Origin of the sequence: Antarcticimicrobium sediminis, assembly GCF_004348975.1 — a bacterium.
Lineage (GTDB): Bacteria > Pseudomonadota > Alphaproteobacteria > Rhodobacterales > Rhodobacteraceae > Antarcticimicrobium > Antarcticimicrobium sediminis.
The window spans coordinates 41,022-65,322 of record NZ_SMFP01000006.1 but is presented as its reverse complement, the minus strand read 5'-3'; the positions used below and the strand labels follow the sequence as shown (position 1 = coordinate 65,322).

Below are 24,301 nucleotides of genomic sequence, written 5' to 3'. Positions count from 1 at the left end.
GAGAGGGTCAATGCCAAATCTCGATTTCACCCTGCCACATTGGGCCTATTGGGCCGGGCTGATCGTTTTCCCGATCATCGCCATGGCCCTGGCCAAGCGGCCAAAACCCGATCATCCGACATACAGCCTTGCCCTAGGATACATGATCCTTGTCACCGGCGGCATGCTCGGCCTGCACCGGTTCTTTCTCAAGAACCTGTGGGGGTTGATCTTTATCCCCGTGTTTCTGGCGATCCTGATCGCCAACGGGGAAGGCGCTGGCGCCCGGTCCGAGCTGTCGAACGCCGCCAACACGGTGCGGATGGCCGAAAGCACCGTCACGCGCGAAACCGATCGCATCGCCTCGAGCGAGGCAAGTCTACCGGGGCTGCGCGCCGATCTCAGCGCCGCCGAGGAGGGATCATTCGCCAAGCGCGGGGCGGAAAAGAAGCTCAAGCGCGCCGAGGATCGCATCACCAAGAGCCGCGACAGCATCGAAACCGCGCGCAGGGACCTGATCACGGCGCAGCCGCTGGCCGAGGACGCAAGCGCGCGGCTGGCCTATTGGAAAAAACTCTCGACCGGGGCGTTTTACCTGCTGATGGCGGCGATGCTGATCGACGCGCTGCTGCTGCCCGGCATGGTACGCCGCGCCAACGCCAACCTGCCCGCCGTCGAACCCCTGAGCGAAACCGAACGCAAGTTGCAGGAACTTGAGGCGGAGACAACCAAGGAGGACAGCGCCCATGTCTCGCAAGGCTGGACCGGGTACATCGACCGGCTGTCGCTGTTCTGCGGCGAATTCGTCAGCTATTGGGCGGTGATCGCGGTCTTTGTCTATTACTTCGAAGTGATCAGCCGATACGTGTTCAACAGCCCGACCAACTGGGCGCATGAATCCATGTATCTGATGTTCGGCATGCAGTACCTGATCGCGGGCTCTTACGCGATGCTCACCGAAAGCCATGTGCGGGTCGATATTTTCTATGCGCCCTTGCCGCGCAAGAAAAAGGCTTGGGTCGATCTGCTGACGTCTGTTTTCTTCTTCATCTTCGCCGGCACGCTGCTGGCGACATCCTATATCTTCGCCTTTGACTCGATCTCGGTGCCCTCGGGCAATTCGATCCTGTCGGATTGGGCGCGCGGAGAGATCGGCTTTAGCGAGATGCTGTCCGGCTTTGACCTGACGCTCTGGAGCGATCCGAACATCCGCTGGGGTGAAATCAGCTTCAACGAATGGGGAGTTCCGCTTTGGCCGATGAAATGGGTCATGGTGATCGGTGGCCTGCTGCTGATTTTGCAGGGTATTTCGAAACTGGCGCAGGATCTGCGCGCCGTCGTGAAGGGGGCGTAAGCAATGGGTCTTGATATAGGAATCGAGCTTCTGACGCTCATCATGTTCGGCTCGCTGCTGGTGCTGCTGTTGGCGGGTCTGCCGCTGGCCTTTGTCACCGGTGGTCTGGCCTGCGTGTTCCTGTTCATTCTGGGTGACGAACGCGCCCTGAACATCGTGCCAAGCCGGATCTTTCCGCTGATGACGAACTATCAGCTGTCGGCGATCCCGCTCTTCATCTTCATGGCCTCGATGTTGGAGAGGGCCGGGATCATCAACGACATGTTCGATGTGATCTACAAGGTGCTGGGCGGGGTCAAAGGCGGGCTGGCGGCGGCGACCATCATCGCCTCGACCGTGCTGGCCGCGATGGTCGGCGTGATCGGCGCGGCGGTGGTCACCATGGGCATCATCGCCCTGCCCGCCATGCTCAAGCGGCACTATGATCCCAAGATCGCCATGGGGTCGATCATGGCGGGCGGCACGCTGGGCATCCTGATCCCGCCCTCGATCCTGGCCATCATCTATGCGGTAGTGGCCGAGCAATCGGTGGGCGAACTGTTCATCGGCGCCGTGATCCCCGGCCTGCTGCTGTCGGGGATGTATGTCGCCTATGTGATCATTCGCAGCTATATCAACCCCGATCTGGGGCCGCCAATCCCGATGGAAGAGCGGATCAGCACCGCCGGCAAGATCCGTCTGATCAGCAAGATGTCGGCCCCGATCGCCCTGATCGTCGTGGTGCTGGGGGTGATCTTTACCGGCGTCGCGACCCCGGTCGAGGCCGCCGGCATCGGCACCTTTGGCGCCTTCATCGTCGCCGCCATCCACCGCAAGCTGGACTGGCAGACGATCCGCGAGGCCTCGATCGGCACGCTGAAGGCCAGCGCGATGGTGATCTGGATCATGTTCGGCGCGACCATCTTTGTCGGGCTTTACGTGTTGGAGGGCGGGCAGCAATTCGTGCAGAACGCCTTGCAGTCCACCGGCTTTGGTCCCTGGGGCATTCTGGTCATCATGCAGATCGTGCTGATCGTCCTTGGCATGTTTCTGGACTGGGTCGGCATCCTGCTGTTGTGCGTGCCGATTTTCGTGCCGATCATCAAGGCGCTCGGCGCGCAGTCCTTCGGTCTGGACAGCCCCGATGATCTGGTGCTGTGGTTCGGGGTGCTTTACCTCGTCAACATGCAGATGAGCTTTCTGTCACCGCCGTTCGGCTATGCGCTGTTCTATCTGCGTGGCGTCGCCCCGCCCGAGATCCCGATGACAGATATCTTCAAATCCGCGCTGCCGTTTCTGGCGTTGCAGGTGGTGGGGCTGCTGTTGTGCATGTTCTTCCCCGAGATCATCACCTGGCTGCCAAGGCTGGTCTACGGCTAACCGCCGTCCCCGTCAGGCAACCACGAACCGCGTCCGCCCCTCGGCGGGCGCGGTTTTCGTTTGCGCCATTGCGCATTTCACCTGAACCGATTTCGAGGCTGCCGCCACTCCCCCCCACAGAGCAAGCCGCGCGCGCGCCGGACCGTGGGCTGGCGCTGTGACCTCTGATCCAAGCACTTAATCTTGGCCAAACCCGGACAACATCCGGGCGATGCGCCAACGTCATCCAAGCGCCAGACCACCGGGACGGTCCGGCGCTCGCGCGGCGGCCTTCGGCCTTGTTCCGCGCACAAAAGCTTGGCTCAGATCATCATTACAGAATTTTCGAACAAGGTTCCCGCCTGTCACCTGAACGCGCCGCGCGGCCCGCTTACGCCAACCCTTCGGGAAAGGTGAAATCGGGAAGCTGGCCGAACGCCTCGCGCAGGGCGACACCCCAGTCGTTCGAGATCCGGTCATAATAGGGATCATCGGGCTGGATGCGAAACTGCGCGCCGGGCTCCAGACTGTTCGCCTCGTAGATATGCACATCCAGCGGCAGGCTGACCGACAGGTTGGCCTTGATGGTGGAATCAAACGACAGCAACAGCAGCTTGACCGCCTCTTCAAAGCTCATCGTCGGATCATAGGCCCGCACCAGGATCGGGCGGCCGTATTTGGTCTCTCCGATCTGGAAATAGGGGGTGTCGAAGCTGGCCTCGATAAAGTTGCCCTCGGGATAGATCATGAACAGACGCGGCGCGCCGCCTTCGACCTGTCCGCCCAGAATCATCGTGGCGTTAAAGGCGGCATCGGCGCGCTGGCCGGTCTCGGCATGGGTCGCGATCACCTCTTTCAACGTATTGCCGACCAGCGTCGCGACCTGAAACATCGACTTGGCCTCAAGGATACCGGGATGGCGCGCGGCGGGTTCCTTGCTGCGTTCATCCAGCAGGCTGACGACCGATTGCGTGGTCGCCAGATTGCCAGCGGTCATCAGCGTGATATTGCGCTCGCCCGCCTGTTCCCAGACGAACATCTTGCTGAAAGTCGAAATGTTGTCGACGCCGGAATTGGTGCGGGTGTCGGACATGAACACCAACCCCTTGTCCAGCATCAGACCGACGCAATAGGTCATGGCAGGGCCCCTTTTGTTGCGGCCCTAGAAAGCAGCCTATTGCTGAACTTGCAAGGCGACATGCAGCGCCTCGCCACCGGCGCCCTGTCGCAGCCCGTGAATTGGCGCCGCATCGCGATAATCGCGCCCCGTCGCCACCCGGACATAGCGCGCATCCGGGCAGATGCCGTTCGAGACGTCAAACCCGATCCAGCCCAGCCCTTCGGTCCAGACCTCGGCCCAGGCGTGGCTGGCGCTTTGTTCCACCACCCCGTCCATCATCAGATAGCCGCTGACATAACGCGCCGGATGCCCCATCAGGCGGGCGACCGCGATCATGATATGGGCGTGGTCCTGACACACCCCGTGCCCCGCGCTCAGCGCCTCTTCCGCGCCGGTGCTGCTGTCGGTGTGCCCGGTTTCATAGGTCACTGCTTCGGCAATTTCGCTCGACAGGGCGTGCAAGGACTCGACCCCGCCCCAATCCGGGAAGGCACCGCGCATCCAGCTGGCAAGCTGGCGCAGCAACGGCCCCGGCGTGGTCAGCGGCGTGGTCTCGCGGAACAGCCAAAGCGGTGCCATCCCGCCATGCTTGCCGATCAAGCCACCACGGTCTTCGATCTCGACATCGCCTTCGCTGATGATCTCAACCCGGGTCGCGCCGGAATCGACCATCACCAGCTCGGTATGGTTGGAAAACAGGTCGTCGAATTCAAGCTGCTTGGTGCCGCCGTTGATCGTCGAGGACCAGGCGATCACCGATTGGCCATGGCCCGATTTCGGGATCAGCCGCAATTGCTGCAAAGCGTAATGCACCGGGGTGTCAAAGGTATAGGTTGTGACGTGGGTGATTTTTAGCCGCATTGCGTTACCTGTAAAATCGGAAATCCGTTTCTATGTGATTGGCCAGAAGCGAGGTGTCGGCGATGAACTCGGTCAAGAACTCGTGCAGGCCATCTTCGAAAATTGACTGCACCGAAGCCGAGCGAAGCCGCATGCAGATGCGATCCGACAGGATCTGGCTGTCCTGACGCTGGCCATAGTCCTGTTCAAGCAGCGCCAGATATTGTCCGATCTTGGAATAGCAAAACGCCAGCGATCGTGGCATCCGCTTGTCCAGAATCAGAAACTCGGCAATGCTGTAGGGCGAGACATCGCCGCCGTTCAGCCAGTGATAGGACCGTTCGGCCGAGACCGAGCGCAGGATCACCTCCCACTGGGCGTTGTCGATGCTGGTGCCGACGAAGGCCGCCGAGGGCAGCAGCACATAATATTTCACGTCCAGAATACGGGCGGTGTTGTCAGCCCGTTCGATAAAGGTGCCCAACCGCGAAAACGCATAGATATCGTTGCGCAGCATGGTGCCGTGCAAGGCCCCGCGCACCACCGAGGTACCGTGGCGGATCGAGCTGAGCGTGTCATACAGGCTGCGTTCGGTTACCGGGCGCGCCAAGGTGGATTTCAGCGTCATCCAACATTGATTGATCGCCTCCCAGACTTCGCCCGACAGCGCCGTGCGCACCGTGCGCGCATTGGTGCGCGCCGCCTCGATGGCGCAGAGCACGCTGGAGTTATTGTCCCGGTCGCGCAGCAAAAAGTCGATGACGCTGGCGGAGTCGTATTCGGCGTACTTCTCGTGATAGGCGGCGTCGATCCCCGCCGTGGTCAGGATCGAGCGCCATTCATTCGCGCCCTTCCCATTGCCGCCATTGGAGCGGGTCAGCGCAATGTGCCAGCCAGCCTCAAGCAAGCGGGCGATATTCTCGGCCCGTTCGATATAGCGGAACATCCAGTACAGACCGCCGGCGTTCTTTCCCAGCATCATCCGCTCAGTCCCCCAATACCCAGGTATCCTTGGTGCCGCCGCCCTGCGAAGAGTTGACCACAAGCGACCCTTTCTTCAGTGCCACCCGGGTCAGCCCGCCCGGCGTCATGTCGATCCGGTTGGGCGAGACCAACACAAAGGGGCGCAGGTCCACATGGCGCGGCGCCAGCCCCGCCTTGGTCAGGATCGGCACGGTCGACAGCGCCAGCGTCGGTTGCGCGATATAATTGCTTGGCCGCGCCCGCAGCTTTTGCTCAAAGGCGGCGATCTCTTTCTTGCTCGCCACCGGGCCCACCAGCATGCCATAGCCGCCCGATCCGTGCACCTCCTTGACCACCATCTCGGACAGGTGATCCAGCACATAGGCCAGCGAGTCAGCCTCGGAACAGCGCCATGTCGGCACGTTCGGCAGGATCGCGGGTTCGCCGGTATAAAACTCGATGATATCGGGCATGTAGGAATACAGAGCCTTGTCGTCGGCGATGCCGGTGCCCGGCGCATTGGCCAGCGTGATGTTGCCAGCGCGATAGACATCCATGATCCCGGGCACGCCCAGCATGCTGTCGGGGTTGAAATTCAACGGATCGAGGTATTCGTCATCGACCCGGCGATACAGCACGTCGATCGGTTTGAACCCCTGCGTCGTGCGCATGGCAACGCGGCCCTTGTCGATCCGCAGGTCGGCGCTTTCGACCAGTTCGGCGCCCATCCGGTCGGCGAGAAACGCATGTTCGAAATAGGCCGAATTGTGGATGCCCGGCGTCAGCACCGCCACCACCGGCCGGTCATTGGGCGAGCCAACCGGCGCCGAGTCCGACAGCGAGCGGCGCAAAAGCTGCGGATACGAACTGACCGGGCGCACGTTCAGCCGGGTAAACAGCTCCGGGAACATCTGCAGCATCGTCTCGCGGTTCTCCAACATATAAGAGACCCCCGAGGGCGTGCGCGCATTGTCCTCCAGCACGAAAAATTCATCCTCTCCGGTGCGCACCAGATCGACACCGACGATATGGGTATAGACGCCACCGGGCGGGTTCACCCCGATCATCTGCGGCAGAAACGCCTCGTTTCCGGCGATGATATGGGCCGGGATGCGGCCCGCGCGCAGGATTTCCTGACGGTGATAGATGTCATGCAGAAACGCGTTGATCGCGCGCACCCGCTGTTCGATGCCGCGTTCCAGCTTGGCCCATTCCCGCGCCGAGATGATACGCGGCACGATGTCGAACGGGATCAGCCGTTCGTCCGCCTCGTCCTGCCCATAGACGTTGAAGGTGATACCGATGCTGCGGAAAAACGCTTCCGCCTCGCTCGACTTGCGCCGCAGCCCCTTGAGGTCTTCACCGCTAAACCACTGGTTATAGCCCTCATAGGGCGGTCGCGCCGCCTCGGGCCGGGCGAACATCTCGTCAAAAAATCGTTTACTCTGGTCCATGATAGTAATCAGCAGCCCTCCGAAACGGGTTGGCAAGGGGCCCGGGAAGCGGCGCCGGGGCCTAGCCGGTCACGCGCCATCAGACCGCCTATTCAGCGAGCGGCTCGCCCAGAGTTTAAGCTAACGATGGAAACCGATTTGGGGCAAGCCCTAGATTGCGTAGGGGGGAAGCGCCTGTTGGGATCGCAGTGCGGTCGCAAGACGGGGCTACCCCCTTGGGTCCAGCAGCTTGGCCAGAACGCCATCCTTGGTGACCTCGCCCAGCAGCTTGCCGCCCTCGGTCACGCCGATGGGCTGGCCGGTTTCGATCACCTGGCTCATCACGTCCTGTATATCGGCATCCGCCGAGACCATGCGTTCGGGGGTGGAGTGCAACGGTGCCATCACGTCACGGGCGCGCAGCACGCCGAGCGGGTTCATATGCGCCACGAATTCGGCCACATAGTCATTCGCCGGATTTGAAAAGATCTGTTGCGGGGTGCCGCATTGCACGATGCGCCCGCCCTCCATGATGGCGATGCGGTTGCCGATCTTGAATGCCTCGTCCAGATCGTGGCTGACAAAGATGATGGTGCGCTGCAGCTGTTTTTGCAGATCCAGCAGCTCGTCCTGCAGCCGGGTGCGGATCAGCGGATCCAGCGCGGAAAACGGTTCGTCCATCAACAGGATCGGTGCCTCGGTGGCAAAGGCGCGGGCCAGTCCCACCCGCTGCTGCATGCCGCCCGACAGCTCGCCCACCTTGCGATCGCCCCAGTCAGACAACCCGACCAGCGCCAGTTGTCGATCGACCCGCGCGTCGCGCTCACCCTTGGGTACGCCCGACAGCTCCAACCCCAGCCCGACGTTTTCACGGACCGTGCGCCATGGCAGCAAGCCGAACTGCTGAAACACCATGGCGACCTGTTGCTGTCGGATCTGGCGCAGGGTGGCGGGATCGGCGGCGGTCACATCGACCATCCCCTGCCCGTCATTCACCAGCACCCGCCCCCGCGTGACCGGGTTCAGCGCGTTGACCGCCCGCAGCAGGGTGGATTTGCCCGAGCCAGACAGCCCCATCAGCACCAGAATCTCGCCCTGTTCGACCTCAAGCGAACAATCATGCACGCCCAGGACCTGACCGGTCTCGGACTGGATCTCGCTGCGGTCCTGCATCGCGTCCATCAGCGGCAGGGCGGCGGCTGGCTCAGGGCCAAACACGATCGAGACATTGTCGAATTTCACGGCAGTGGTCATGGCTCAGCGCTCCATCCGCAACATGCGGTCCAGCATGATGGCAAGCACCACGATGATCGAGCCGCTTTCAAAGCCCAACGCGATATTCACCGTGTTGATCGCGCGCAACACCGGCACGCCCAGCCCGTCGGCCCCCACCAGCGCCGCGATCACCACCATCGACAGTGACAGCATGATGGTCTGGTTCAGCCCCGCCATGATCTGCGGCAGGGCATAGGGCAGTTCGACCTTGAACAGCGTCTGGCGCGGCGTGGCGCCAAAGGCCTGCGCCGCCTCCAGCAGCGGTTTCGGCGTGGAGGACACCCCCAGATGCGTCAACCGGATCGGGGCTGGCACCACGAAGATCACCGTGGCGATCAGCCCCGGCACCATGCCGATGCCAAAGAACACGATGGCCGGGATCAGATAGACAAAGGTGGGCAGCGTCTGCATCAGGTCCAGCACCGGCCGCATGCCGCGAAACAGACGCGGACGATGCGCCGCGGCAATGCCCAACGGCACCCCGATCGCCATGCAGAAGACACAGGCCGACAGCACCAGCGTCAGGCTTTCGGTGGTCTCCTCCCAATAGTCCTGATTGAGGATAAAGAGAAAGCCCAGCGCCACGAACAGGCAGGTCTTCCAGTTGCGTTGAAGCCCCCATGTGATCGCCACGAAAACCGCGATCACCGCCAGTGGATGCGGGGTTTGCAGCACCCAGAGGATGCCGTCGATCAGCCCCTCCATCGCGACGGCCATGCCGTCAAAGAACCAGGCCCCGTGATCCTGAAGCCAAAGAAAGAACCCCTTGGCGCTGTCGCCGATCGGGATCTTGCGGTCGGTCAGCCAGTCCATTCGGTTCGCCTTGTTCCTTGATATGTCACGCGCCGGGTATCCGGCACCGGCCCCGCCTCTCGACGGGCGGCCACCGGTTCCATCCGGCACGGCGCAACGCGGCCTGTCAATCGCGGTCGCGTTGCGCCTGTGTTTATCGGATGCGTGGGATCAGAGCCCCAGCGCCGCTTTTACCGCAGCCATGGCATCGCTGCCATCCTTGGTGGTCACGCCGTCCAGCCACGGGCCAAGCGTTTCCGGATGCGCGGCAAGCCAGGTCTTGGCGGCCTCTTCCGGCTTGGTCCCGTCATTCAGGATCGCGCCCATGATCTCGTTCTCCATCATCAGCGAGAATTCGAGATTGCCCAGCAGCTTGCCCACATTCGGGCAGGCCGCGACATAGCCGGCAGAGGTATTGGTCTGAACCGTCGCGCCACCATAGTTCGGGCCGAACCAGTCATCCCCGCCCGCCAGATAGGTCATGTCGAAATTGGCGTTCATCGGATGCGGTTCCCAGCCCAGAAACACGATCGGCTCGCCCTTGCGGTCGGCGCGGGCGACCTGCGCCAGCATCCCCTGCTCTGAACTTTCTTTGACCTTGAAATCGCTCAGGCCAAAGGCGCCATCCGCAATCATGTCCATGATCAACCGGTTGCCGTCATTGCCAGGCTCGATCCCGTAGATGGTGCCATCCAGCGCCTCCGCCTGATCGACGATCGCCGCGAACGAGGTAATGCCCAGATCGGCGCCCGTCTTGTTGGTGGCCAGCGTGTATTTCGCCCCCTCCAGATTGACGCGCACCGTGTCCACGGTTCCGGCCTCGCGATAGGGGGCGATGTCTGCCTCCATCGTCGGCATCCAGTTGCCCAGGAACACGTCGATATCGCCCTTGGCGAGCGAGGTATAGGTCACCGGAACCGACAGCACCTTGATGTCGGTGTCATAGCCCAGCGCCTCTAGCACCGCGGCGGTGGCCGCCGTGGTGGCGGTGATATCGGTCCACCCCACATCCGAGAACCGGACCGAATCGCAATCCGCCGCACTTGCAGTGCTCGCCATGGCCGCAAGGGCCAGCGCGGAAATAGACAATCTGAACATTTAAAAACCTCCCCGTTACAATTTTGATCGCTCCCAAGAACCACATTTCGGGGTTTCCTGCAACACACCTGATTGACCAGTCAATCAATATACGCTCTAGAAGGACACCAAGATCGCTGTCTCACAGCGGACACGTCCAAATCGCCACATCCACAGCAACGGAGTGCCCCATGACCGCGCTTTGCCAACCCGCCGCCAGCCACTTCATCGACGGCAACTATGTCGAGGATACCACCGGCGAGGAAATCGCCGTGCTCTCGCCCGCCACCGGAGAAGAAATCGCCCGGCTGCACGCCGCCACGCCTGCGATTCTCGACCGCGCGCTACAGGCCGCGACACGGGCGCAGGCAGACTGGGCCACGCGGACCGGAACCGAACGCGGCCGGGTGCTGCGCCGCGCGGCAGAGATCATGCGCGCCCGCAACCGGGAACTGTCGGAACTGGAAACCCGCGACACCGGCAAGCCCTTGCAGGAAACGCTGGTCGCGGATGCGGCCAGCGGCGCCGACGCGCTGGAATATTTCGGCAGCATCGCCGCCGGGATCACCGGCGAGCATATCCCGATGGGGGGCGATTTCGCCTATACCATGCGCGAACCGCTGGGCGTCTGCGTCGGCATCGGGGCGTGGAACTATCCCATCCAGATCGCCAGTTGGAAGACCGCGCCGGCGCTGGCCTGCGGCAACGCGATGGTGTTCAAACCCTCCGAGATGACGCCGCTTTCAGCACTGAAACTGGCCGAGATCCTGATCGAGGCCGGCGCGCCCGCAGGGCTGCTCAACGTGGTGCAGGGAATGGGGGCAGTCGGGGCCGCGCTTGCCACCGATCCGCGCGTGGCCAAGGTGTCGCTCACCGGCTCGGTCCCCACCGGGCGGCGGGTCTATGCCGCTGCTGCCGAAGGGCTGAAACATGTCACGATGGAATTGGGCGGCAAATCCCCCATGATCGTCTTTGACGACGCCGATATCGAAAACGCCGTTTCCGGCGCGATTCTGGGCAATTTCTATTCCTCTGGCCAGATCTGCTCCAACGGCACCCGCGTCTTTGTGCAAAAGGGCATCAAGGACCGGTTCCTTGCCCGCCTCAGCGAACGGTTGCAGGGCGTGGTGATGGGCGATCCAATGGACGAGGCGGTGAATTTCGGCCCGCTGGTCAGCACGGCGCAAATGGACAAGGTGCTGTCCTATATCCAAACGGGCAAGGACGAGGGCGCGCGGCTGGTCGCGGGCGGCCAGCGGGCCGAGCGCAACGGCTGTTTCGTCGAGCCCACCATCTTTGCCGATGTCACCGACGACATGACAATCGCGCGCGAGGAAATCTTTGGCCCGGTCATGGCGGTGCTAGATTTCGAAGACGAGGCCGAGGTGGTCGCGCGCGCCAATGGCACCCAGTTCGGGCTCGCCGCCGGCGTCTTTACCGCCGATCTGTCGCGCGCCCACCGGGTGATCGGGCAATTGCAGGCCGGCACCACTTGGATCAACACCTATAACCTGACCCCGGTCGAGATGCCCTTTGGCGGCGTCAAAGCCTCGGGCTTCGGACGTGAAAACGGCTGGGCGGCAATCGAACACTATTCGCAGTTGAAATCGGTCTATGTCGCGCTCGGCGACACCGAAGCGCCGTTTTAAGGAGCCCTGAGATGGAAGCAGATTTCGTCATCGTCGGCGCCGGCTCCGCTGGCTGCGCCATGGCCTATCGCCTATCCGAGGCGGGTGCATCGGTGCTGGTCATCGAACATGGCGGCAGCGACGCCGGCCCCTTTATCCGCATGCCCGGCGCGCTGTCTTATCCGATGAACATGCGTGCCTATGACTGGGGCTATCAGTCCGAGCCCGAGCCGCATCTGGGCGGTCGCCGCCTGGTCACCCCGCGCGGCAAGGTGATTGGTGGGTCGTCCTCGATCAACGGCATGGTCTATGTGCGCGGCCACGCCTGCGACTTTGACACCTGGGCCACGATGGGGGCGGACGGCTGGGCCTATGGCGATGTCCTGCCCTATTTCAAACGGATGGAAAGCTGGCATGACGGCGGCCATGGCGGCGATCCTGACTGGCGCGGCTATGACGGCCCGCTGCATGTGACGCGCGGCAAGCGCGACAATCCCCTGACCCGCGCCTTTGTCGAGGCCGGGCATCAGGCCGGCTATCCCGTCACCGACGACTATAACGGCCCCCAGCAAGAGGGCTTTGGCCCGATGGAGGCGACGATCTGGCAAGGCCGCCGCTGGTCCGCCGCCGAGGCCTATCTGAAACCCGCGCTCAAACGTCCCAATTGCGAGTTGATCCGCGCCCATGCCCAGCGCGTGGTGATTTCTGATGGCCGCGCAATCGGCGTCGAGGTGCTGCGCGGGGGCACCACACAGGTGATCACCGCCCGGCGCGAGGTGATCCTCGCCGCCTCCTCGATCAATTCACCGAAGCTGCTGATGCTGTCGGGCATCGGCCCCGGCGCGCATCTGGCCGAGCATGGCATCGAGGTGATCGCCGACCGGGCCGGCGTTGGCCAGAACCTGCAGGACCATCTGGAACTTTACCTTCAGATGGCCGCGACCCAACCGGTCAGCCTGTTCAAATACTGGAACCTGTTCGGCAAGGCCCGGGTCGGGGCGCAATGGCTGCTGACGAAAACCGGACCCGGTGCCTCGAACCAATTCGAAAGCGCGGGCTTCATCCGGTCGCGCGCGGGGGTAAAATACCCCGATATCCAATATCATTTCCTGCCCATCGCGGTCCGCTATGACGGCAAGGCCGCCGCCGAAGGGCATGGGTTTCAAGCCCATGTCGGCCCGATGCGCTCGAAAAGCCGCGGCGCGGTGACGCTGGCCTCGTCCGATCCCGGGGCGGCACCAAAGATCCGCTTCAACTACATGAGCCATGACGACGACTGGCGCGATTTCCGCACCTGTCTTCGGCTGACACGAGAGATTTTCGCGCAAGAGGCCTTCAAACCCTATACCGGCCACGAAATCCAACCCGGCATCGCCGCGCAAAGCGATGCCGAACTTGACGATTTCATCCGTGAGCACGCCGAAAGCGCCTTTCACCCCTGCGGCACCGCCCGCATGGGGCGTGCCGATGACCCGATGGCGGTGGTCGATCCCGAGGCGCGGGTGATCGGGGTCGAGCGGCTGCGGCTTGCCGACAGCTCGGTCTTTCCGCAGATCACCAATGGCAACCTCAACGCCCCCTCGATCATGGTCGGAGAAAAGGCCGCCGATCACATTCTTGGCCGCGCGCCGCTGCCGCCCGAGAATGCAGAGCCATGGATCAACCCGAACTGGGCCACCTCGCAACGCTAGGGCAAAATCACGGGTGCGGCAGAACCTGGCTCTGCTTCACCCGGCCAAAGGCGAAAGAGGTGTTGATCGACGAGATGCCCGGAATCGCGTGCAGCGTCTCGCGCATGAACCGCTCGTAAGCGTCCAGATCGCGGCAGACCACGCGCAACAGGTAATCCGCCTCGCCGGTCACCAGATAACAATCCTGAATCTCGGGAATGTCGCGAATGCGGGCCTCGAACACCCGCACCGCCTCGGCCGCGTGCCGCTCCATCTCGATCCGGATGAATACGGTCAGCGGCAGGCCAAAAGCCTTTTGATCGACCAGCGCGGTATAGCCCCGGATCACCCCCGACTTTTCCAACTGCCGTACCCGGCGCAGACAGGGCGAAGGCGACAGGTTCACCCGCTCCGACAACTCCTGATTGCTCAGGCGGCCATTTTCCTGCAGCACGCGCAGGATATGATAATCTTTGTCATCCATAAGCCCGCTCCATGAGGCATAATCTGCCAAAATACAATCGATTTAGGGCGATATTTGGCAACACATAGCCCCCGCACCATGGCACCCTGCCCCTGACCCCATAAACAGGAGCCTGCCCATGTCCCGCGATAAATCCGGTTTCGCCACCCGTGCCATCCATAATTTCCACGACCCGATGGAGCATCAGGGCGCGCTGACACCGCCGCTGCACCTGACCTCGACCTTCGCCTTCGAGAGCGCCGAGGCCGGTGGAGAAATCTTCGCCGGTGAGCGCCCCGGCTATGTGTATTCGCGGGTCTCGAACCCGACGCTGGATTTGCTGGAACGCCGCATCGCCGATCTTGAGGGCGCCGAGGCCGGGCTTGCCGCCGCATCGGGGATGGGAGCGATCACGGCGGTGATGTGGACCTTTCTTGCCCCCGGCGACGAGGTGATCGTCGATAAGACGCTCTATGGCTGCACCTTTGCCTATCTGCGTCACGGGCTGGCCAAGTTCGGCATCACCGTCACCCATGTGGACATGACCGACGCCGCCAATGTCACCGCCGCCCTCACCCCGGCGACCAAGATGGTTTATTTCGAAACCCCCGCGAACCCGAACATGCGGCTGGTCGACATTGCCGAGGTGGCCCGCATCGCCCGCGCCCATGGCGCCCGCACCGTGGTGGACAATACCTATGCCACCCCGGTGCTGACCCGGCCGATCGAACTGGGCGCGGATATCGTGGTGCATTCGGCCACCAAATACCTTGGCGGCCATGGCGACCTGATTGCCGGGCTTGCCGCTGGCAGCGCCGAGGATATCACTGCGATCCGCATGTATGGGCTCAAAGATATGACCGGCGCGGTGATGGCGCCTTTCAACGCCATGCTGATCCTGCGCGGGCTGAAAACGCTGAAACTGCGGATGGAACGCCACTGCGCCAGCGCCCGCACCGTGGCCGACTGGCTGGCGGCGCAACCGGCGATCGAGCGCGTCTATTTCCCCGGCCTCACCACCGATCCACAGCACGATCTGGCCGAGCAACAGATGGCGGATTTCGGCGGCATGATCGCCTTTGAACTCAAGGGCGGCTTCAGCGCCGGGGTGGCGATGATGAATCGTCTGACCCTGATCCTGCGCGCTGTGTCGCTGGGCGACGCCGAAAGCCTGATCCAGCACCCCGCCTCGATGACCCATTCCACCTACACCCCCGAGGAACGCGCCGAACACGGCATTTCCGAAGGTCTGGTGCGCCTCTCGGTGGGGCTGGAAGAGGTCGACGATATCATCGTGGATCTGGATCAGGCGATGGCAAGCGCCACGGTTCAGGCCGCTTAGGCGCGACACGTCAAGGGAGGGCCAGCCATGACCGGCAACCGTGACCACCTGAAATCCGTGCAGGACCGGCTGTTATGGCTGGCCACCCGCCCGCTCGAACAGCCGCATCGCCGGCGCCCGGCGCGCCGGGACCGAACAAAAGCGGGACGCGCGATATCCTCGCGCGCCCCCAAGTTCTTCTTGTCTAAAATACTCCCGCCGGAGGCTCCCACAGAAGCCCCCCGCGCGACATCGCCGATCTAGAACGGCAGCCCGACATAGTTCTCCGCCAGCGAGGTCTGCGCCGCATCGGACGAGAACAGATACTCCAGATCGGTCTGCTGCAGCCGCTTGTCATAGGCAATACTGTCCGGGAAGGTGTGCAACAACGAGGTCATCCACCACGAGAACCGCTGCGCCTTCCACACCCGTGCCAGCGCCTTCTGCGAATACTCCTCCAGCCCGGTATCATCGCCGTTCTGATAATGATCCAGCAGCGCGTGGTAGAGGTAATAGATGTCCGAGGCCGCCGAATTCAGCCCGCGCGCGCCGGTGGGCGGCACGATATGGGCGGCATCGCCGGCCAGAAACAGATTACCATAGCGCATCGGCTCGGCCACGAAGCTGCGCAGCGGCGCGATGCTTTTCTCGATGCTTGGCCCGGTGATCAGCCCCTCGGCGACATCCTCCGGCAACCGCCGCTTCAGCTCGTCCCAGAACGCCTCGTCCGACCAGTCCTCGACAGTATCCGTCAGCGGCACCTGAATGTAATACCGGCTCAACACCTGACTGCGCAGCGAACACAGGGCAAAACCCCGCTCATTCTTGGCATAGATCAGTTCGGGCGAGACCGGCTTGGTGCGCGACAACACCCCGAGCCAGCCGAACGGATAGAGCTTTTCATACTCCGTCAGCACATCCTTGGGGATCGACTTGCGGCTGACACCATGGAACCCATCGGCCCCGATGATATAATCGCAATCGATGCGGTGCGGCTCATCGCCCAGCCGATAGGTCAGATAGGGCGCGTCCGATTTCAGATCATGCGGCGTGACGTCCTGCGCCTCATGGATGACGGCGCCGCCCATCTTGTCGCGCGCCTCGTACAGATCGCGGGTCACCTCGGTCTGGCCATAGACCACGACCGAATTTCCGCCGGTGTACTTTTTCAGATCCACCCGATCGCGCATGCCGTCATGAGCAATGTAGAACCCATCGTGAATCTCGCCCTCCGCGTCCATCCGCGCACCGCATTGGGCCTCGCGCATCAGCTCGGCAAAACCATGCTCCAACACGCCGGCACGGATCCGACCCAGCACATAGTCGCGGCTGTGCTTCTCCAACAGGATATTGTCGATTCCCTTCAGATGCAGCAGTTGCGACAGCAACAGGCCCGACGGGCCGCCGCCGATGATTCCGACCTTGGTTTTCATAGGGGTATTCATGGGCACTCCTCCTGATTTGACCGCAATATGCCCGGTCTCGCCCGTGCCTGGAATGGATCAACTGCGCAACTTATTGTATATATCGAACATGACCGAGACATCTGACACCGCCACGATCCGAAATTACAACCTGTTCGGCGAAACCGCCGAAGCGCCCGACGTGGTCCATTGCGAGACGATACAGGACCGCTCCGAGTTGCATAACTGGGAGCTGCGACCGCACCGCCACGCGCGTCTGCACCAAATCCTGCTGCTGCGCTCGGGCGGCGGCGAGGCCCGGATCGAAGAACGGATCGCCCCATTGATCCCGCCGGTGCTGATCAACATGCCGCGTGGCTTTGTCCACGGCTTTCGCTTTCAACAGGGCACCGAGGGCTGGGTCATCACGCTGAGCGCAGATCTGATGGACGAGGCGCTGCGCGACCGCGAGGGGCTGCGCGCCGTGCTCGCCAACCCAAGCGCCGTGCCGCTGCCGCCCGAGTTGGAGACGCTGGCGCGCCGTATCCTGACCGAATACCACAACCGTGATTTCGCCCGGGCGCAGATCTTGCGTTCGCAGGCAGGTGCGCTTCTGGGGCTTGCGGCCCGCGCGATCCACACCGATCAGGCGCCGCCCGACCCCCATGCCGACAGCCCGCTCCTGCGCCGGTTCGAAGCGCTGGTCGAGCAACATTTTCGTCAACGTTTGCCGGTCGCGGGATATGCCGACCGGCTGGCGGTCTCGCCCACCCACCTTAATCGCGTGGTGCGACACTCCACCGGGCGGCCCGCCTCTGCGATGATCGCGGACCGGGTTTTGCGCGAGGCGCGGCGCATGTTGATCTATACCAACCTGACGGCGGCCGAGATCGGCTATGAGCTGGGCTTTACCGACCCGGCGCATTTCTCGCGCGTGTTCACCCGAGGCATCGGCACCCCGCCGCGCGCCTTCCGGCAGCGGATGGAACAGGGCGGCTGAAGGGGCGCGCGCCCTTCACAAGGGCGCGCCCGGCCAGAGGTCGGATTTGAGTATTTAGGACAAGAAGAAGCGGGGGTGCCGCTCTCCTTTTTCTGGCCGGAAATATCCCCTCCGGTGTCAGCCCCGGGCGGTGCCCCGTACAGTATCGACCATCAATTGTACGTTTTCCGGGTCCGCATCCGGCGTGATCCCGTGGCCCAGATTGAAGATGTGGGGACCATTGGAGAATGCCTTGACGATCCGCCTTGTCTCGTCGACCAGCGCCTGACCGCCGGTGACCATATGCTCGGGCGCCAGATTGCCCTGCACGCAGCCATCGACCTGCACATTGGCGGCGGCCCAATCGGCATCGACCGACTGGTCCAGCGCCACGCAATCGACACCGGTCGCCTTGGCGAACCCAACGTATTTCTCTTCGGCGCCGCGCGGAAAGCCGATCACCGGGATTCCCGGATGCCGCGCCTTGAGCGCTTGGGTGATCTCCCGACAGGGGGCCAGCGCATATTTGTCAAAGGCCTCGCCCTTGAGCGATCCGGCCCAGCTGTCGAACAGTTTGACCACCTCTGCCCCGGCGTCGATCTGCGCCGAGAGATATTCGATCGTGGCCTTGGTGATGCGCTCGAGCAGCGCCTCGAACAAGGCGACATTGCCTTCGCGCAGCGCATGGGCCGGCGCTTGCGCCGGAGTGCCGCGCCCGGCGATCATATATGTGGCGACGGTCCACGGTGCGCCGGCAAAGCCGATCAGCGTGGTCTCCTCCGACAAATCGCGCGCCAGTATCCGCACGGTCTCATAGACCGGGGCCAGCTTGTCATGAATCGCAGCCGCCGGTTTCAGCGCGTCGAAATCTGCCTGTTCGGTGATGGTGGAAAGCCGCGGCCCCTCGCCGGTGACGAACCACAGATCCGCGCCCAGCGCCTGCGGCACCAGCAGGATGTCGGCAAACAGGATCGCCGCATCAAAGCCATAGCGACGGATTGGCTGCAGCGACACCTCGGCGGCAAGATCCGGCGTATAGCACAGCGACAGGAAATCGCCCGCCTTGCCCCGCGTGGCGCGGTATTCCGGCAGATAGCGCCCGGCCTGCCGCATCATCCAGATCGGCGGCACCTCAAGCACCTCGCCCGCCAGCGCGCGCAGCAGCTTTTTCTGTCCAGCCATGTCGTTCCCTTCAGGCAAGATTTGGAAATGGGAGATGCGCCCCGTCCGGGTGAACGGGGCGCGAAAAGATTCTCATCAGGTTCAGACGCCGACGTCGACGATGGCCTTGGCCAAGAGCGGCACGGTGGTTGTGTTCAGCCCGGCGATATTCATCCGGCTGTCACCCACGATATAGATCCCGTGCTCCTCGCGCAGCTTCGCCACCAGTTCGGGCGTGGTGCCAAGCCGCGAGAACATGCCGCGGTGCTGCGCGATGAAGCCGAACCGGTCCGAGCCGGTCAGCCGCTGCAGCTCATCTGCGAGTTGCTGGCGCAGGCCCAGCATCGACAGCCGCACCTCTTCCAACTCGGCGGCCCAATCGGCGCGCAGCTCCGGGTCGGTGAGAATGGTGGTCACCACCCGCGCCCCGTGATCGGGCGGAAAGGAATAGTTCTGGCGGTTGAGATAGGCCAGCGTGCTTTGGTTCAGCTTGGTCTTGCCCGCATCGGCCGAGACCGCCATCAGCAGGCCGGTACGTTCGCGGTAGACCCCGAAATTCTTGGAACAGCTGGCCGCGATCAGGCATTCGGACACCGAAGAGGCCACCAGCCGGGTGCCGGCCGCATCCGCGTCCAACCCGTCGCCAAAGCCCTGGTAGGCGATGTCGATCATCGGGATCAGCCCGCGTTCGTTGAGCACCTCGACCACCGCCTGCCATTCAACAAGGTTCAGGTTGGCACCGGTCGGGTTGTGACAGCAGCCATGCAGCAACACCACATCGCCGGCCTTGGCAGTTTTCAGATCGGCGATCATGCCGTCGAAATCGACGCCGCGCGTCTCGCTGTCGAAATAGCGATAGGATTTTGTCTCGATACCAAGATACGTCAGGATCGAAGTATGATTGGGCCAGGTCGGGTCGGAAACCCAGACGCAGGCCTTTGGATTGGCCATCTGGATCAGCTCGAACGCCTGACGCACCGCGCCGGTGCCGCCCGGCGTGGCCGCAGCCGCCACGGTGTCGCGTGCCACCGCATCCGACAGGATCAGCTCGATCATCGCATCGGCATAGGCCGGATCACCGGCCAACCCGGTATAGCTTTTGCTGGTCTGCTGTTCCCAAATCCGCTTTTCGGCAGCCTTCACCGCGCGCATCACCGGGGTGACGCCCTCGGCATTCTTGTAGACACCAACGCCCAGGTCGATCTTTTGCGCGCGCGGATCGTCGGCGAACATCTGCATCAACGCCAGGATCTTGTCCGCAGGCTGTTCTTTCAGGGTTTCGAACATCAGTCGTCTCCGGTTGCGACGGGCAGGGTCGGGAAAGCCCCCCATTCAGCCCAGGAGCCGTCATAGAGGGAATGGTCGGTCTTGCCCAATCGCTCCAGCGCCAGGCTGAGGATGGCGGCGGTCACGCCCGACCCGCAAGAGGTGATCGCGGGTTTGGACAGGTCAACGCCAGCGGCCTCGAATATCGCGCGGCAGGCCTCGGGCGATTTCATCGTGCCGTCCGCGTTCAGCAGGTCGGGGAAAGGCACATTCTTCGAGCCCGGGATATGGCCGCTGCGCAATCCCGCACGCGGTTCCGGCTCCTCGCCGCGAAAGCGCCCGGCAGAGCGGGCGTCAATAACCTCGTAATCCCCCAGCTTGGCCGCAGCCGACACCTGGGTCACGTCGCGCACAAGGTGATTCTGCACCCGCACCGTCATGTGCCGGTCGCGCACCATGGGGGGCAGATCCTCGATCTCGCGCCCCTCGGCCAGCCATTTCGGCAACCCGCCGTCAAGCACGGCAACATTGGCCTGCCCCATCAACCGAAAGGTCCACCAGACGCGGGCGGCGGAATAGATCCCCAGGGAATCATAGACCACCACCTGATGGCCATCGCCGACGCCCATCGCGCGCAGGCGCGACATGAACTTCTCGACCGGCGGCACCATATGCGGCAGATCCGACCGGTGATCGGAAATCTCGTCGATATCAAAGAACCGCGCACCGGGGATATGCGCCTGTTCATACTCCGCCCGGGGATCGCCCGTCTTGCCGGCAAGCGGCATCCGCGCATCAAGAATGCGCAGGTCGGGGTCTTTCAGATGCGCCGCCAGCCAATCGGTCGAAACCAGTGTCTTTGGGTCATCCTGCATGCCTGCCACCCTTCTAGCAAAATCAGTGTTCTGCCTACTATTGGCTGCGCAGGGGTGCAAGGCAACAGCGAGATAGCGACATCTGTGGAGGAAAGAGACCGCAGGCGGGTCTCTTCCCCGCAACAGGTCTCCAGAGGGAGCGCGCGATCCGCGCAACATGGGGGGCGCGCATCATCCGCCGCATCGCCAAAGAACGCTGGCTCAGCGATTGTCTTTCAACAGCCGCTGTTTCTGCCGCGACCAATCGCGCTTGGCCTGAGTCTCGCGCTTGTCGTGGGCCTGCTTGCCCTTGGCGATCCCGATCTTGAGCTTGGCGATGCCCTTGTGATTGAAATACATCACGATCGGCACCAGCGTCATACCCTTGCGCTGGGTCGCATTCCACATATCCGCCAACTGCTTGCGGCTGACCAACAACTTGCGCCGCCGCCGTTCTTCATGGCCAAAGGTCTTGGCCTGCTTGTAGGGCGCGATATAGGAATTGACGAGCCACAGCTCGCCGTCCTCCACCATCGCATAGCTTTCCGCGACATTGCCACCATTGGCGCGCAACGACTTGACCTCGGAGCCTTCCAGAATGATCCCGCATTCCACGTCATCCTCGATCGCGTAATCAAAACGCGCGCGCCGATTCTCGGCGATTACCTTGTAATTCGGGTCTGATTTCTGATTGGCCATACGCACCGATCTACGCGCGCGCAGGGCATTGCGCAAGATCCGCCCCCGCCTGCGGTCTTTTCTGGCCGCCTTTTTCTGGCTGCAAATACTCTCCCCGAAGGGATCGCGGCGCAGCCGCGACCAATGCAGCGCCTAGGTGCCCAGCTTGGCATGCACCTCGTCCAGATCGATCTCGCCCACCGGCAGCTTGTTGGACGGGTCCTGCGCGTCGTATTTGAACAGATCGAAGTCGCGCTTGTAGATCTCATAGACCAGATGCATCGACAGATCGTCGAAATAATCCTCAATCGGATGTGCCCGTTTCGGCCCGTGGCCTTCGCTCTCGTTGAAGCGCGGGATCGTCGCCAGATCGACCGCATGCGGCGTCTCCACCGCGTTCAGCACCGATTGCATCCCCGCGTTGAACTTCTCGGTCCAGAAGATGTTGTCGTAGCGCCCGCCATTGACGATGAAGGTCGAGACATGGCCCGACATCCCCGACCAGTGAATGTCCGGGTCCATCGGTCGACGCCAGCGAATGGTGTCGCGGGCGAACAGCAGAAACCGGCGGAACGAGGCGATCTGGTCAAATTCGCCCTTGCCGTCGTCGCCGCCCACCTCGATCCCATAGGTATAGGCCAGCTTGGGCACCAGATTGCCGCGATAGCGTTTGCCGTTGCGCTGGATGCCGCAAATCTTGTCGAAGAACGAACTGAGGATGCGCGAATACGGGTTGCGCACGCAGGTGAAGGCATAAGACCCGTGCGCCTGAACATTGCGGGTGATCGCGGCCTGACTCTCCTCGATCCCCCATTTGTGCAGCCCCGATTGCGCATCATGGATGTCGCCGTCGAAGAATTCGCCATGATCAGAATAATACATGATCTGTCCGATGGTCGAGCAGGCGCATTTCGGTACGACCCGATACACCATGCTCTCGCTTGTCGTCATCCAGGTGCCGGGAAATCCCATTTACCCTTGTCTCCTTGCTGGCCGGGCCACGCAATGTGGAGCCACGGGCGGGGTTCGCATGAAAAAAGCAAATTATGCATGTTTATTCAATCGCTCTTCACCTTTATCTAGATAGGTGAACTGCCCTCACAGGTATATGTCGTTCCACACATGGCGAAAATCGCGTACATTCTGCTCTGCCACAAGGACCCCGAGGCGATTGTCCTTCAGGCCGAGCGTTTGACGGCGGCTGGAGACTATATTTCCATCCATTTCGATGCCCGCGCGCCGCTGAAGGATTTTCGCACCATCCGCGATGCGCTTGGCGACAATCCCAACGTCACCTTTGCCCGTCCCCGCCTGCGCTGCGGTTGGGGCGAGTGGTCGCTGGTGCAGGCGACGCTGAACGCGGTCGAGGCGGCGGTCGATGCCTTTCCCCGCGCCACCCATTTCTACATGTTGTCGGGCGACTGCATGCCGATCAAGTCAGCGGAATATACCCACCGGTTCCTTGACACGCGGGATGTCGATTTCATCGAAAGCTTTGATTTCTTCGACAGCGACTGGATCAAGACCGGCATGAAGGAAGACCGGCTGATCTATCGCCACTTCCTGAACGAGCGGAAACATAAACGGCTGTTCTATGCCGCAGTCGAGACCCAGCGGCGGTTCGGGCTGAAACGTGCGATTCCCGCCGATATTCAGGTGCAGATCGGCAGCCAATGGTGGTGCCTGCGCCGCCGCACCATCGAATGGATTCTGGATTTCATCCGCAAACGGCGTGACGTCCTGCGGTTTTTCCGCACCACATGGATCCCCGACGAGACGTTTTTCCAGACCTTGGTGCGCCATCTGGTGCCCGAGCGTGAAATCGAAGCCCGCTCGCTGACCTTTCTGATGTTCTCCGACTACGGGATGCCGGTCACCTTCTATAATGACCACTATGATCTGCTGCTCAGTCAGGATTACCTCTATGCGCGCAAGATCAGCCCCGAGGCCGAGGATCTCAAGGCGCGGTTGGGCACGCTCTATGCCGCCCATGACGTCGAATTCCGCGTCTCGAACGAAGGCCGGAGCCTGTACAAGTTCCTGACCGGGCGCGGGCGGATCGGGCGCCGCTTTGGTATGCGGTTCTGGGAAACCGAAAGCTCCCTTGGCCGCGAGCGCGAGCTTTTGATCGTGATCAGCAAGAAATGGCACGTGGCCAAACGGCTGCTGTCCCACATCCGCCAGATCACCGACGTGCCGGCGATCGAGTATCTGTTCAACGAGGTCGATACCCCGCTGCCCGATCTGGGCGGCATCCAGAGCACGCTGGAAAAACGCGCCCGCCATCGCCGTGCCCTGATGCGTATGCTGTTCGACTATTACGCAACCGACCGGATGATCGTCTGCATGGACCCCGACAGCCTGGATCTAATGCAGGATTTCGCCTCAGACCGCTCAAAGACACGGTTCCTCAAACTCAGCTGCCAGTTCTCCGACGACTATCTGATCGGCCACGCCCGGCGAATCGGGTTGGCCGGCGAACAGACCGGTCAGGTCACGCTTGACCGGCTGCTGCCGACAATCCGCAACGACATGGTCTATGAGGCCGACCGCATCCGCGACACCGGATTCGATCACCTCTATCAGGTCAGAGAGGCCTCCACGGCACAGGAGAACGCCAGTGCGCTCGCCGATTTCCTGTCGATTCCCTATGATCAGGCCCTGAGTCTGGCGCAGGTCGAAGACCTGTTCGCCGACTAAGCCGCGC

The 24,301-nt window shown here is 62.4% G+C and carries 21 protein-coding genes; 7 read left to right on the top strand and 14 right to left on the bottom strand.

The window, feature by feature from the left end:
- The first annotated feature begins 10 nt into the window (after positions 1-10).
- Positions 11-1,333 (top strand): TRAP transporter small permease subunit, encoded by a 1,323-nt coding sequence (locus E1B25_RS10660; RefSeq protein ID WP_132829123.1) that lies wholly within the window; start codon positions 11-13, stop codon positions 1,331-1,333.
- A 3-nt stretch (positions 1,334-1,336) separates the two neighbouring features.
- The gene (locus tag E1B25_RS10655) at positions 1,337-2,692 is read left to right on the top strand and encodes a TRAP transporter large permease (RefSeq protein ID WP_132829121.1); all 1,356 of its coding nucleotides are present in this window, start codon (positions 1,337-1,339) and stop codon (positions 2,690-2,692) included.
- A gap of 370 nt (positions 2,693-3,062) precedes the next feature.
- Here E1B25_RS10655 and E1B25_RS10650 read toward each other — a convergent pair whose 3' ends face one another.
- The 7 genes from E1B25_RS10650 to choX all read right to left on the bottom strand — a co-directional run bounded on the left by E1B25_RS10650 (position 3,063) and on the right by choX (position 10,192).
- Positions 3,063-3,809, bottom strand: coding sequence for a proteasome-type protease (locus E1B25_RS10650; RefSeq protein ID WP_132829120.1), 747 nt, complete (start codon positions 3,807-3,809; stop codon positions 3,063-3,065).
- Positions 3,810-3,845: 36 nt separating this feature from the next.
- Positions 3,846-4,652, bottom strand: coding sequence for a transglutaminase family protein (locus E1B25_RS10645; RefSeq protein WP_132829118.1), 807 nt, complete (start codon positions 4,650-4,652; stop codon positions 3,846-3,848).
- Between the two features lie 4 nt (positions 4,653-4,656).
- Entirely contained in the window at positions 4,657-5,610 is a 954-nt protein-coding gene (locus E1B25_RS10640; protein ID WP_206338533.1) for an alpha-E domain-containing protein, read from the bottom strand.
- A 7-nt stretch (positions 5,611-5,617) separates the two neighbouring features.
- The gene (locus tag E1B25_RS10635) at positions 5,618-7,048 is read right to left on the bottom strand and encodes a circularly permuted type 2 ATP-grasp protein (protein WP_132829114.1); all 1,431 of its coding nucleotides are present in this window, start codon (positions 7,046-7,048) and stop codon (positions 5,618-5,620) included.
- A gap of 207 nt (positions 7,049-7,255) precedes the next feature.
- A complete protein-coding gene (gene choV / locus E1B25_RS10630) occupies positions 7,256-8,281 on the bottom strand; it encodes a choline ABC transporter ATP-binding protein (protein WP_132829112.1) in 1,026 nt (341 codons plus the stop codon).
- A gap of 3 nt (positions 8,282-8,284) precedes the next feature.
- A complete protein-coding gene (choW, locus tag E1B25_RS10625) occupies positions 8,285-9,115 on the bottom strand; it encodes a choline ABC transporter permease subunit (RefSeq protein ID WP_132829110.1) in 831 nt (276 codons plus the stop codon).
- Positions 9,116-9,265: 150 nt separating this feature from the next.
- On the bottom strand, positions 9,266-10,192 hold the full coding sequence (gene choX / locus E1B25_RS10620; RefSeq protein ID WP_132829108.1) for a choline ABC transporter substrate-binding protein: 927 nt from the start codon (positions 10,190-10,192) through the stop codon (positions 9,266-9,268).
- Between the two features lie 170 nt (positions 10,193-10,362).
- On the opposite strand from choX, the gene betB reads away from it, so the two are divergent.
- Together betB and betA are read left to right on the top strand one after the other, a co-directional pair.
- On the top strand, positions 10,363-11,820 hold the full coding sequence (betB, locus tag E1B25_RS10615; RefSeq protein ID WP_132829106.1) for a betaine-aldehyde dehydrogenase: 1,458 nt from the start codon (positions 10,363-10,365) through the stop codon (positions 11,818-11,820).
- A gap of 11 nt (positions 11,821-11,831) precedes the next feature.
- Positions 11,832-13,490: a choline dehydrogenase gene (gene betA / locus E1B25_RS10610; RefSeq protein WP_132829104.1), complete on the top strand. Its 1,659-nt coding sequence runs from the start codon at positions 11,832-11,834 to the stop codon at positions 13,488-13,490.
- A 7-nt stretch (positions 13,491-13,497) separates the two neighbouring features.
- Here betA and E1B25_RS10605 read toward each other — a convergent pair whose 3' ends face one another.
- A complete protein-coding gene (locus E1B25_RS10605) occupies positions 13,498-13,953 on the bottom strand; it encodes an Lrp/AsnC family transcriptional regulator (RefSeq protein WP_132829103.1) in 456 nt (151 codons plus the stop codon).
- A gap of 118 nt (positions 13,954-14,071) precedes the next feature.
- Here E1B25_RS10605 and E1B25_RS10600 point away from each other — a divergent pair, with 118 nt between their 5' ends.
- The gene (locus tag E1B25_RS10600) at positions 14,072-15,274 is read left to right on the top strand and encodes a methionine gamma-lyase (protein ID WP_132829101.1); all 1,203 of its coding nucleotides are present in this window, start codon (positions 14,072-14,074) and stop codon (positions 15,272-15,274) included.
- 239 nt (positions 15,275-15,513) lie between these two features.
- Here the strand turns inward: E1B25_RS10600 and pobA are convergent, their stop codons facing one another.
- A complete protein-coding gene (gene pobA / locus E1B25_RS10595; RefSeq protein ID WP_245510682.1) occupies positions 15,514-16,698 on the bottom strand; it encodes a 4-hydroxybenzoate 3-monooxygenase in 1,185 nt (394 codons plus the stop codon).
- A gap of 88 nt (positions 16,699-16,786) precedes the next feature.
- Here pobA and E1B25_RS10590 point away from each other — a divergent pair, with 88 nt between their 5' ends.
- Positions 16,787-17,656, top strand: a complete 870-nt coding sequence (locus E1B25_RS10590) for a helix-turn-helix domain-containing protein (protein ID WP_245510681.1) — start codon at positions 16,787-16,789, stop codon at positions 17,654-17,656.
- A gap of 117 nt (positions 17,657-17,773) precedes the next feature.
- Here E1B25_RS10590 and hemE read toward each other — a convergent pair whose 3' ends face one another.
- The 5 genes from hemE to E1B25_RS10565 all read right to left on the bottom strand — a co-directional run bounded on the left by hemE (position 17,774) and on the right by E1B25_RS10565 (position 22,566).
- Positions 17,774-18,817, bottom strand: coding sequence for a uroporphyrinogen decarboxylase (gene hemE / locus E1B25_RS10585; protein WP_132829097.1), 1,044 nt, complete (start codon positions 18,815-18,817; stop codon positions 17,774-17,776).
- An 81-nt stretch (positions 18,818-18,898) separates the two neighbouring features.
- Entirely contained in the window at positions 18,899-20,083 is a 1,185-nt protein-coding gene (locus E1B25_RS10580) for an amino acid aminotransferase (RefSeq protein WP_132829096.1), read from the bottom strand.
- Positions 20,083-20,937, bottom strand: a complete 855-nt coding sequence (gene sseA / locus E1B25_RS10575) for a 3-mercaptopyruvate sulfurtransferase (protein WP_132829094.1) — start codon at positions 20,935-20,937, stop codon at positions 20,083-20,085. Before sseA ends, E1B25_RS10580 begins: the two co-directional genes overlap by 1 nt.
- A gap of 201 nt (positions 20,938-21,138) precedes the next feature.
- Positions 21,139-21,615, bottom strand: coding sequence for an SsrA-binding protein SmpB (gene smpB, locus E1B25_RS10570; protein ID WP_132829092.1), 477 nt, complete (start codon positions 21,613-21,615; stop codon positions 21,139-21,141).
- A gap of 132 nt (positions 21,616-21,747) precedes the next feature.
- Complete coding sequence (locus E1B25_RS10565; protein WP_132829090.1) at positions 21,748-22,566, bottom strand: sulfotransferase family protein; 819 nt, start codon at positions 22,564-22,566, stop codon at positions 21,748-21,750.
- 150 nt (positions 22,567-22,716) lie between these two features.
- Between E1B25_RS10565 and E1B25_RS10560 the strand changes: the two genes are divergently transcribed.
- On the top strand, positions 22,717-24,294 hold the full coding sequence (locus E1B25_RS10560) for a DUF5928 domain-containing protein (protein WP_132829088.1): 1,578 nt from the start codon (positions 22,717-22,719) through the stop codon (positions 24,292-24,294).
- The last annotated feature ends 7 nt before the right edge of the window (positions 24,295-24,301 follow it).

Excerpts from the sequence above, each read along its gene's own strand:
- choX (WP_132829108.1), bottom strand. The coding sequence starts at position 10,192 with ATGTTCAGATTGTCTATTTCCGCGCTGGCCCTTGCGGCCATGGCGAGC.
- betA (WP_132829104.1), top strand. The coding sequence starts at position 11,832 with ATGGAAGCAGATTTCGTCATCGTCGGCGCCGGCTCCGCTGGCTGCGCC.
- E1B25_RS10600 (WP_132829101.1), top strand. The coding sequence starts at position 14,072 with ATGTCCCGCGATAAATCCGGTTTCGCCACCCGTGCCATCCATAATTTC.
- E1B25_RS10645 (WP_132829118.1), bottom strand. The coding sequence starts at position 4,652 with ATGCGGCTAAAAATCACCCACGTCACAACCTATACCTTTGACACCCCG.
- E1B25_RS10635 (WP_132829114.1), bottom strand. The coding sequence starts at position 7,048 with ATGGACCAGAGTAAACGATTTTTTGACGAGATGTTCGCCCGGCCCGAG.
- E1B25_RS10580 (WP_132829096.1), bottom strand. The coding sequence starts at position 20,083 with ATGTTCGAAACCCTGAAAGAACAGCCTGCGGACAAGATCCTGGCGTTG.
- sseA (WP_132829094.1), bottom strand. The coding sequence starts at position 20,937 with ATGCAGGATGACCCAAAGACACTGGTTTCGACCGATTGGCTGGCGGCG.
- E1B25_RS10590 (WP_245510681.1), top strand. The coding sequence starts at position 16,787 with ATGACCGAGACATCTGACACCGCCACGATCCGAAATTACAACCTGTTC.
- E1B25_RS10640 (WP_206338533.1), bottom strand. The coding sequence starts at position 5,610 with ATGCTGGGAAAGAACGCCGGCGGTCTGTACTGGATGTTCCGCTATATC.
- E1B25_RS10660 (WP_132829123.1), top strand. The coding sequence starts at position 11 with ATGCCAAATCTCGATTTCACCCTGCCACATTGGGCCTATTGGGCCGGG.
- pobA (WP_245510682.1), bottom strand. The coding sequence starts at position 16,698 with ATGAATACCCCTATGAAAACCAAGGTCGGAATCATCGGCGGCGGCCCG.
- smpB (WP_132829092.1), bottom strand. The coding sequence starts at position 21,615 with ATGGCCAATCAGAAATCAGACCCGAATTACAAGGTAATCGCCGAGAAT.
- E1B25_RS10605 (WP_132829103.1), bottom strand. The coding sequence starts at position 13,953 with ATGGATGACAAAGATTATCATATCCTGCGCGTGCTGCAGGAAAATGGC.
- choV (WP_132829112.1), bottom strand. The coding sequence starts at position 8,281 with ATGACCACTGCCGTGAAATTCGACAATGTCTCGATCGTGTTTGGCCCT.
- hemE (WP_132829097.1), bottom strand. The coding sequence starts at position 18,817 with ATGGCTGGACAGAAAAAGCTGCTGCGCGCGCTGGCGGGCGAGGTGCTT.
- E1B25_RS10565 (WP_132829090.1), bottom strand. The coding sequence starts at position 22,566 with ATGGGATTTCCCGGCACCTGGATGACGACAAGCGAGAGCATGGTGTAT.
- choW (WP_132829110.1), bottom strand. The coding sequence starts at position 9,115 with ATGGACTGGCTGACCGACCGCAAGATCCCGATCGGCGACAGCGCCAAG.
- E1B25_RS10560 (WP_132829088.1), top strand. The coding sequence starts at position 22,717 with ATGGCGAAAATCGCGTACATTCTGCTCTGCCACAAGGACCCCGAGGCG.
- E1B25_RS10655 (WP_132829121.1), top strand. The coding sequence starts at position 1,337 with ATGGGTCTTGATATAGGAATCGAGCTTCTGACGCTCATCATGTTCGGC.
- E1B25_RS10650 (WP_132829120.1), bottom strand. The coding sequence starts at position 3,809 with ATGACCTATTGCGTCGGTCTGATGCTGGACAAGGGGTTGGTGTTCATG.
- betB (WP_132829106.1), top strand. The coding sequence starts at position 10,363 with ATGACCGCGCTTTGCCAACCCGCCGCCAGCCACTTCATCGACGGCAAC.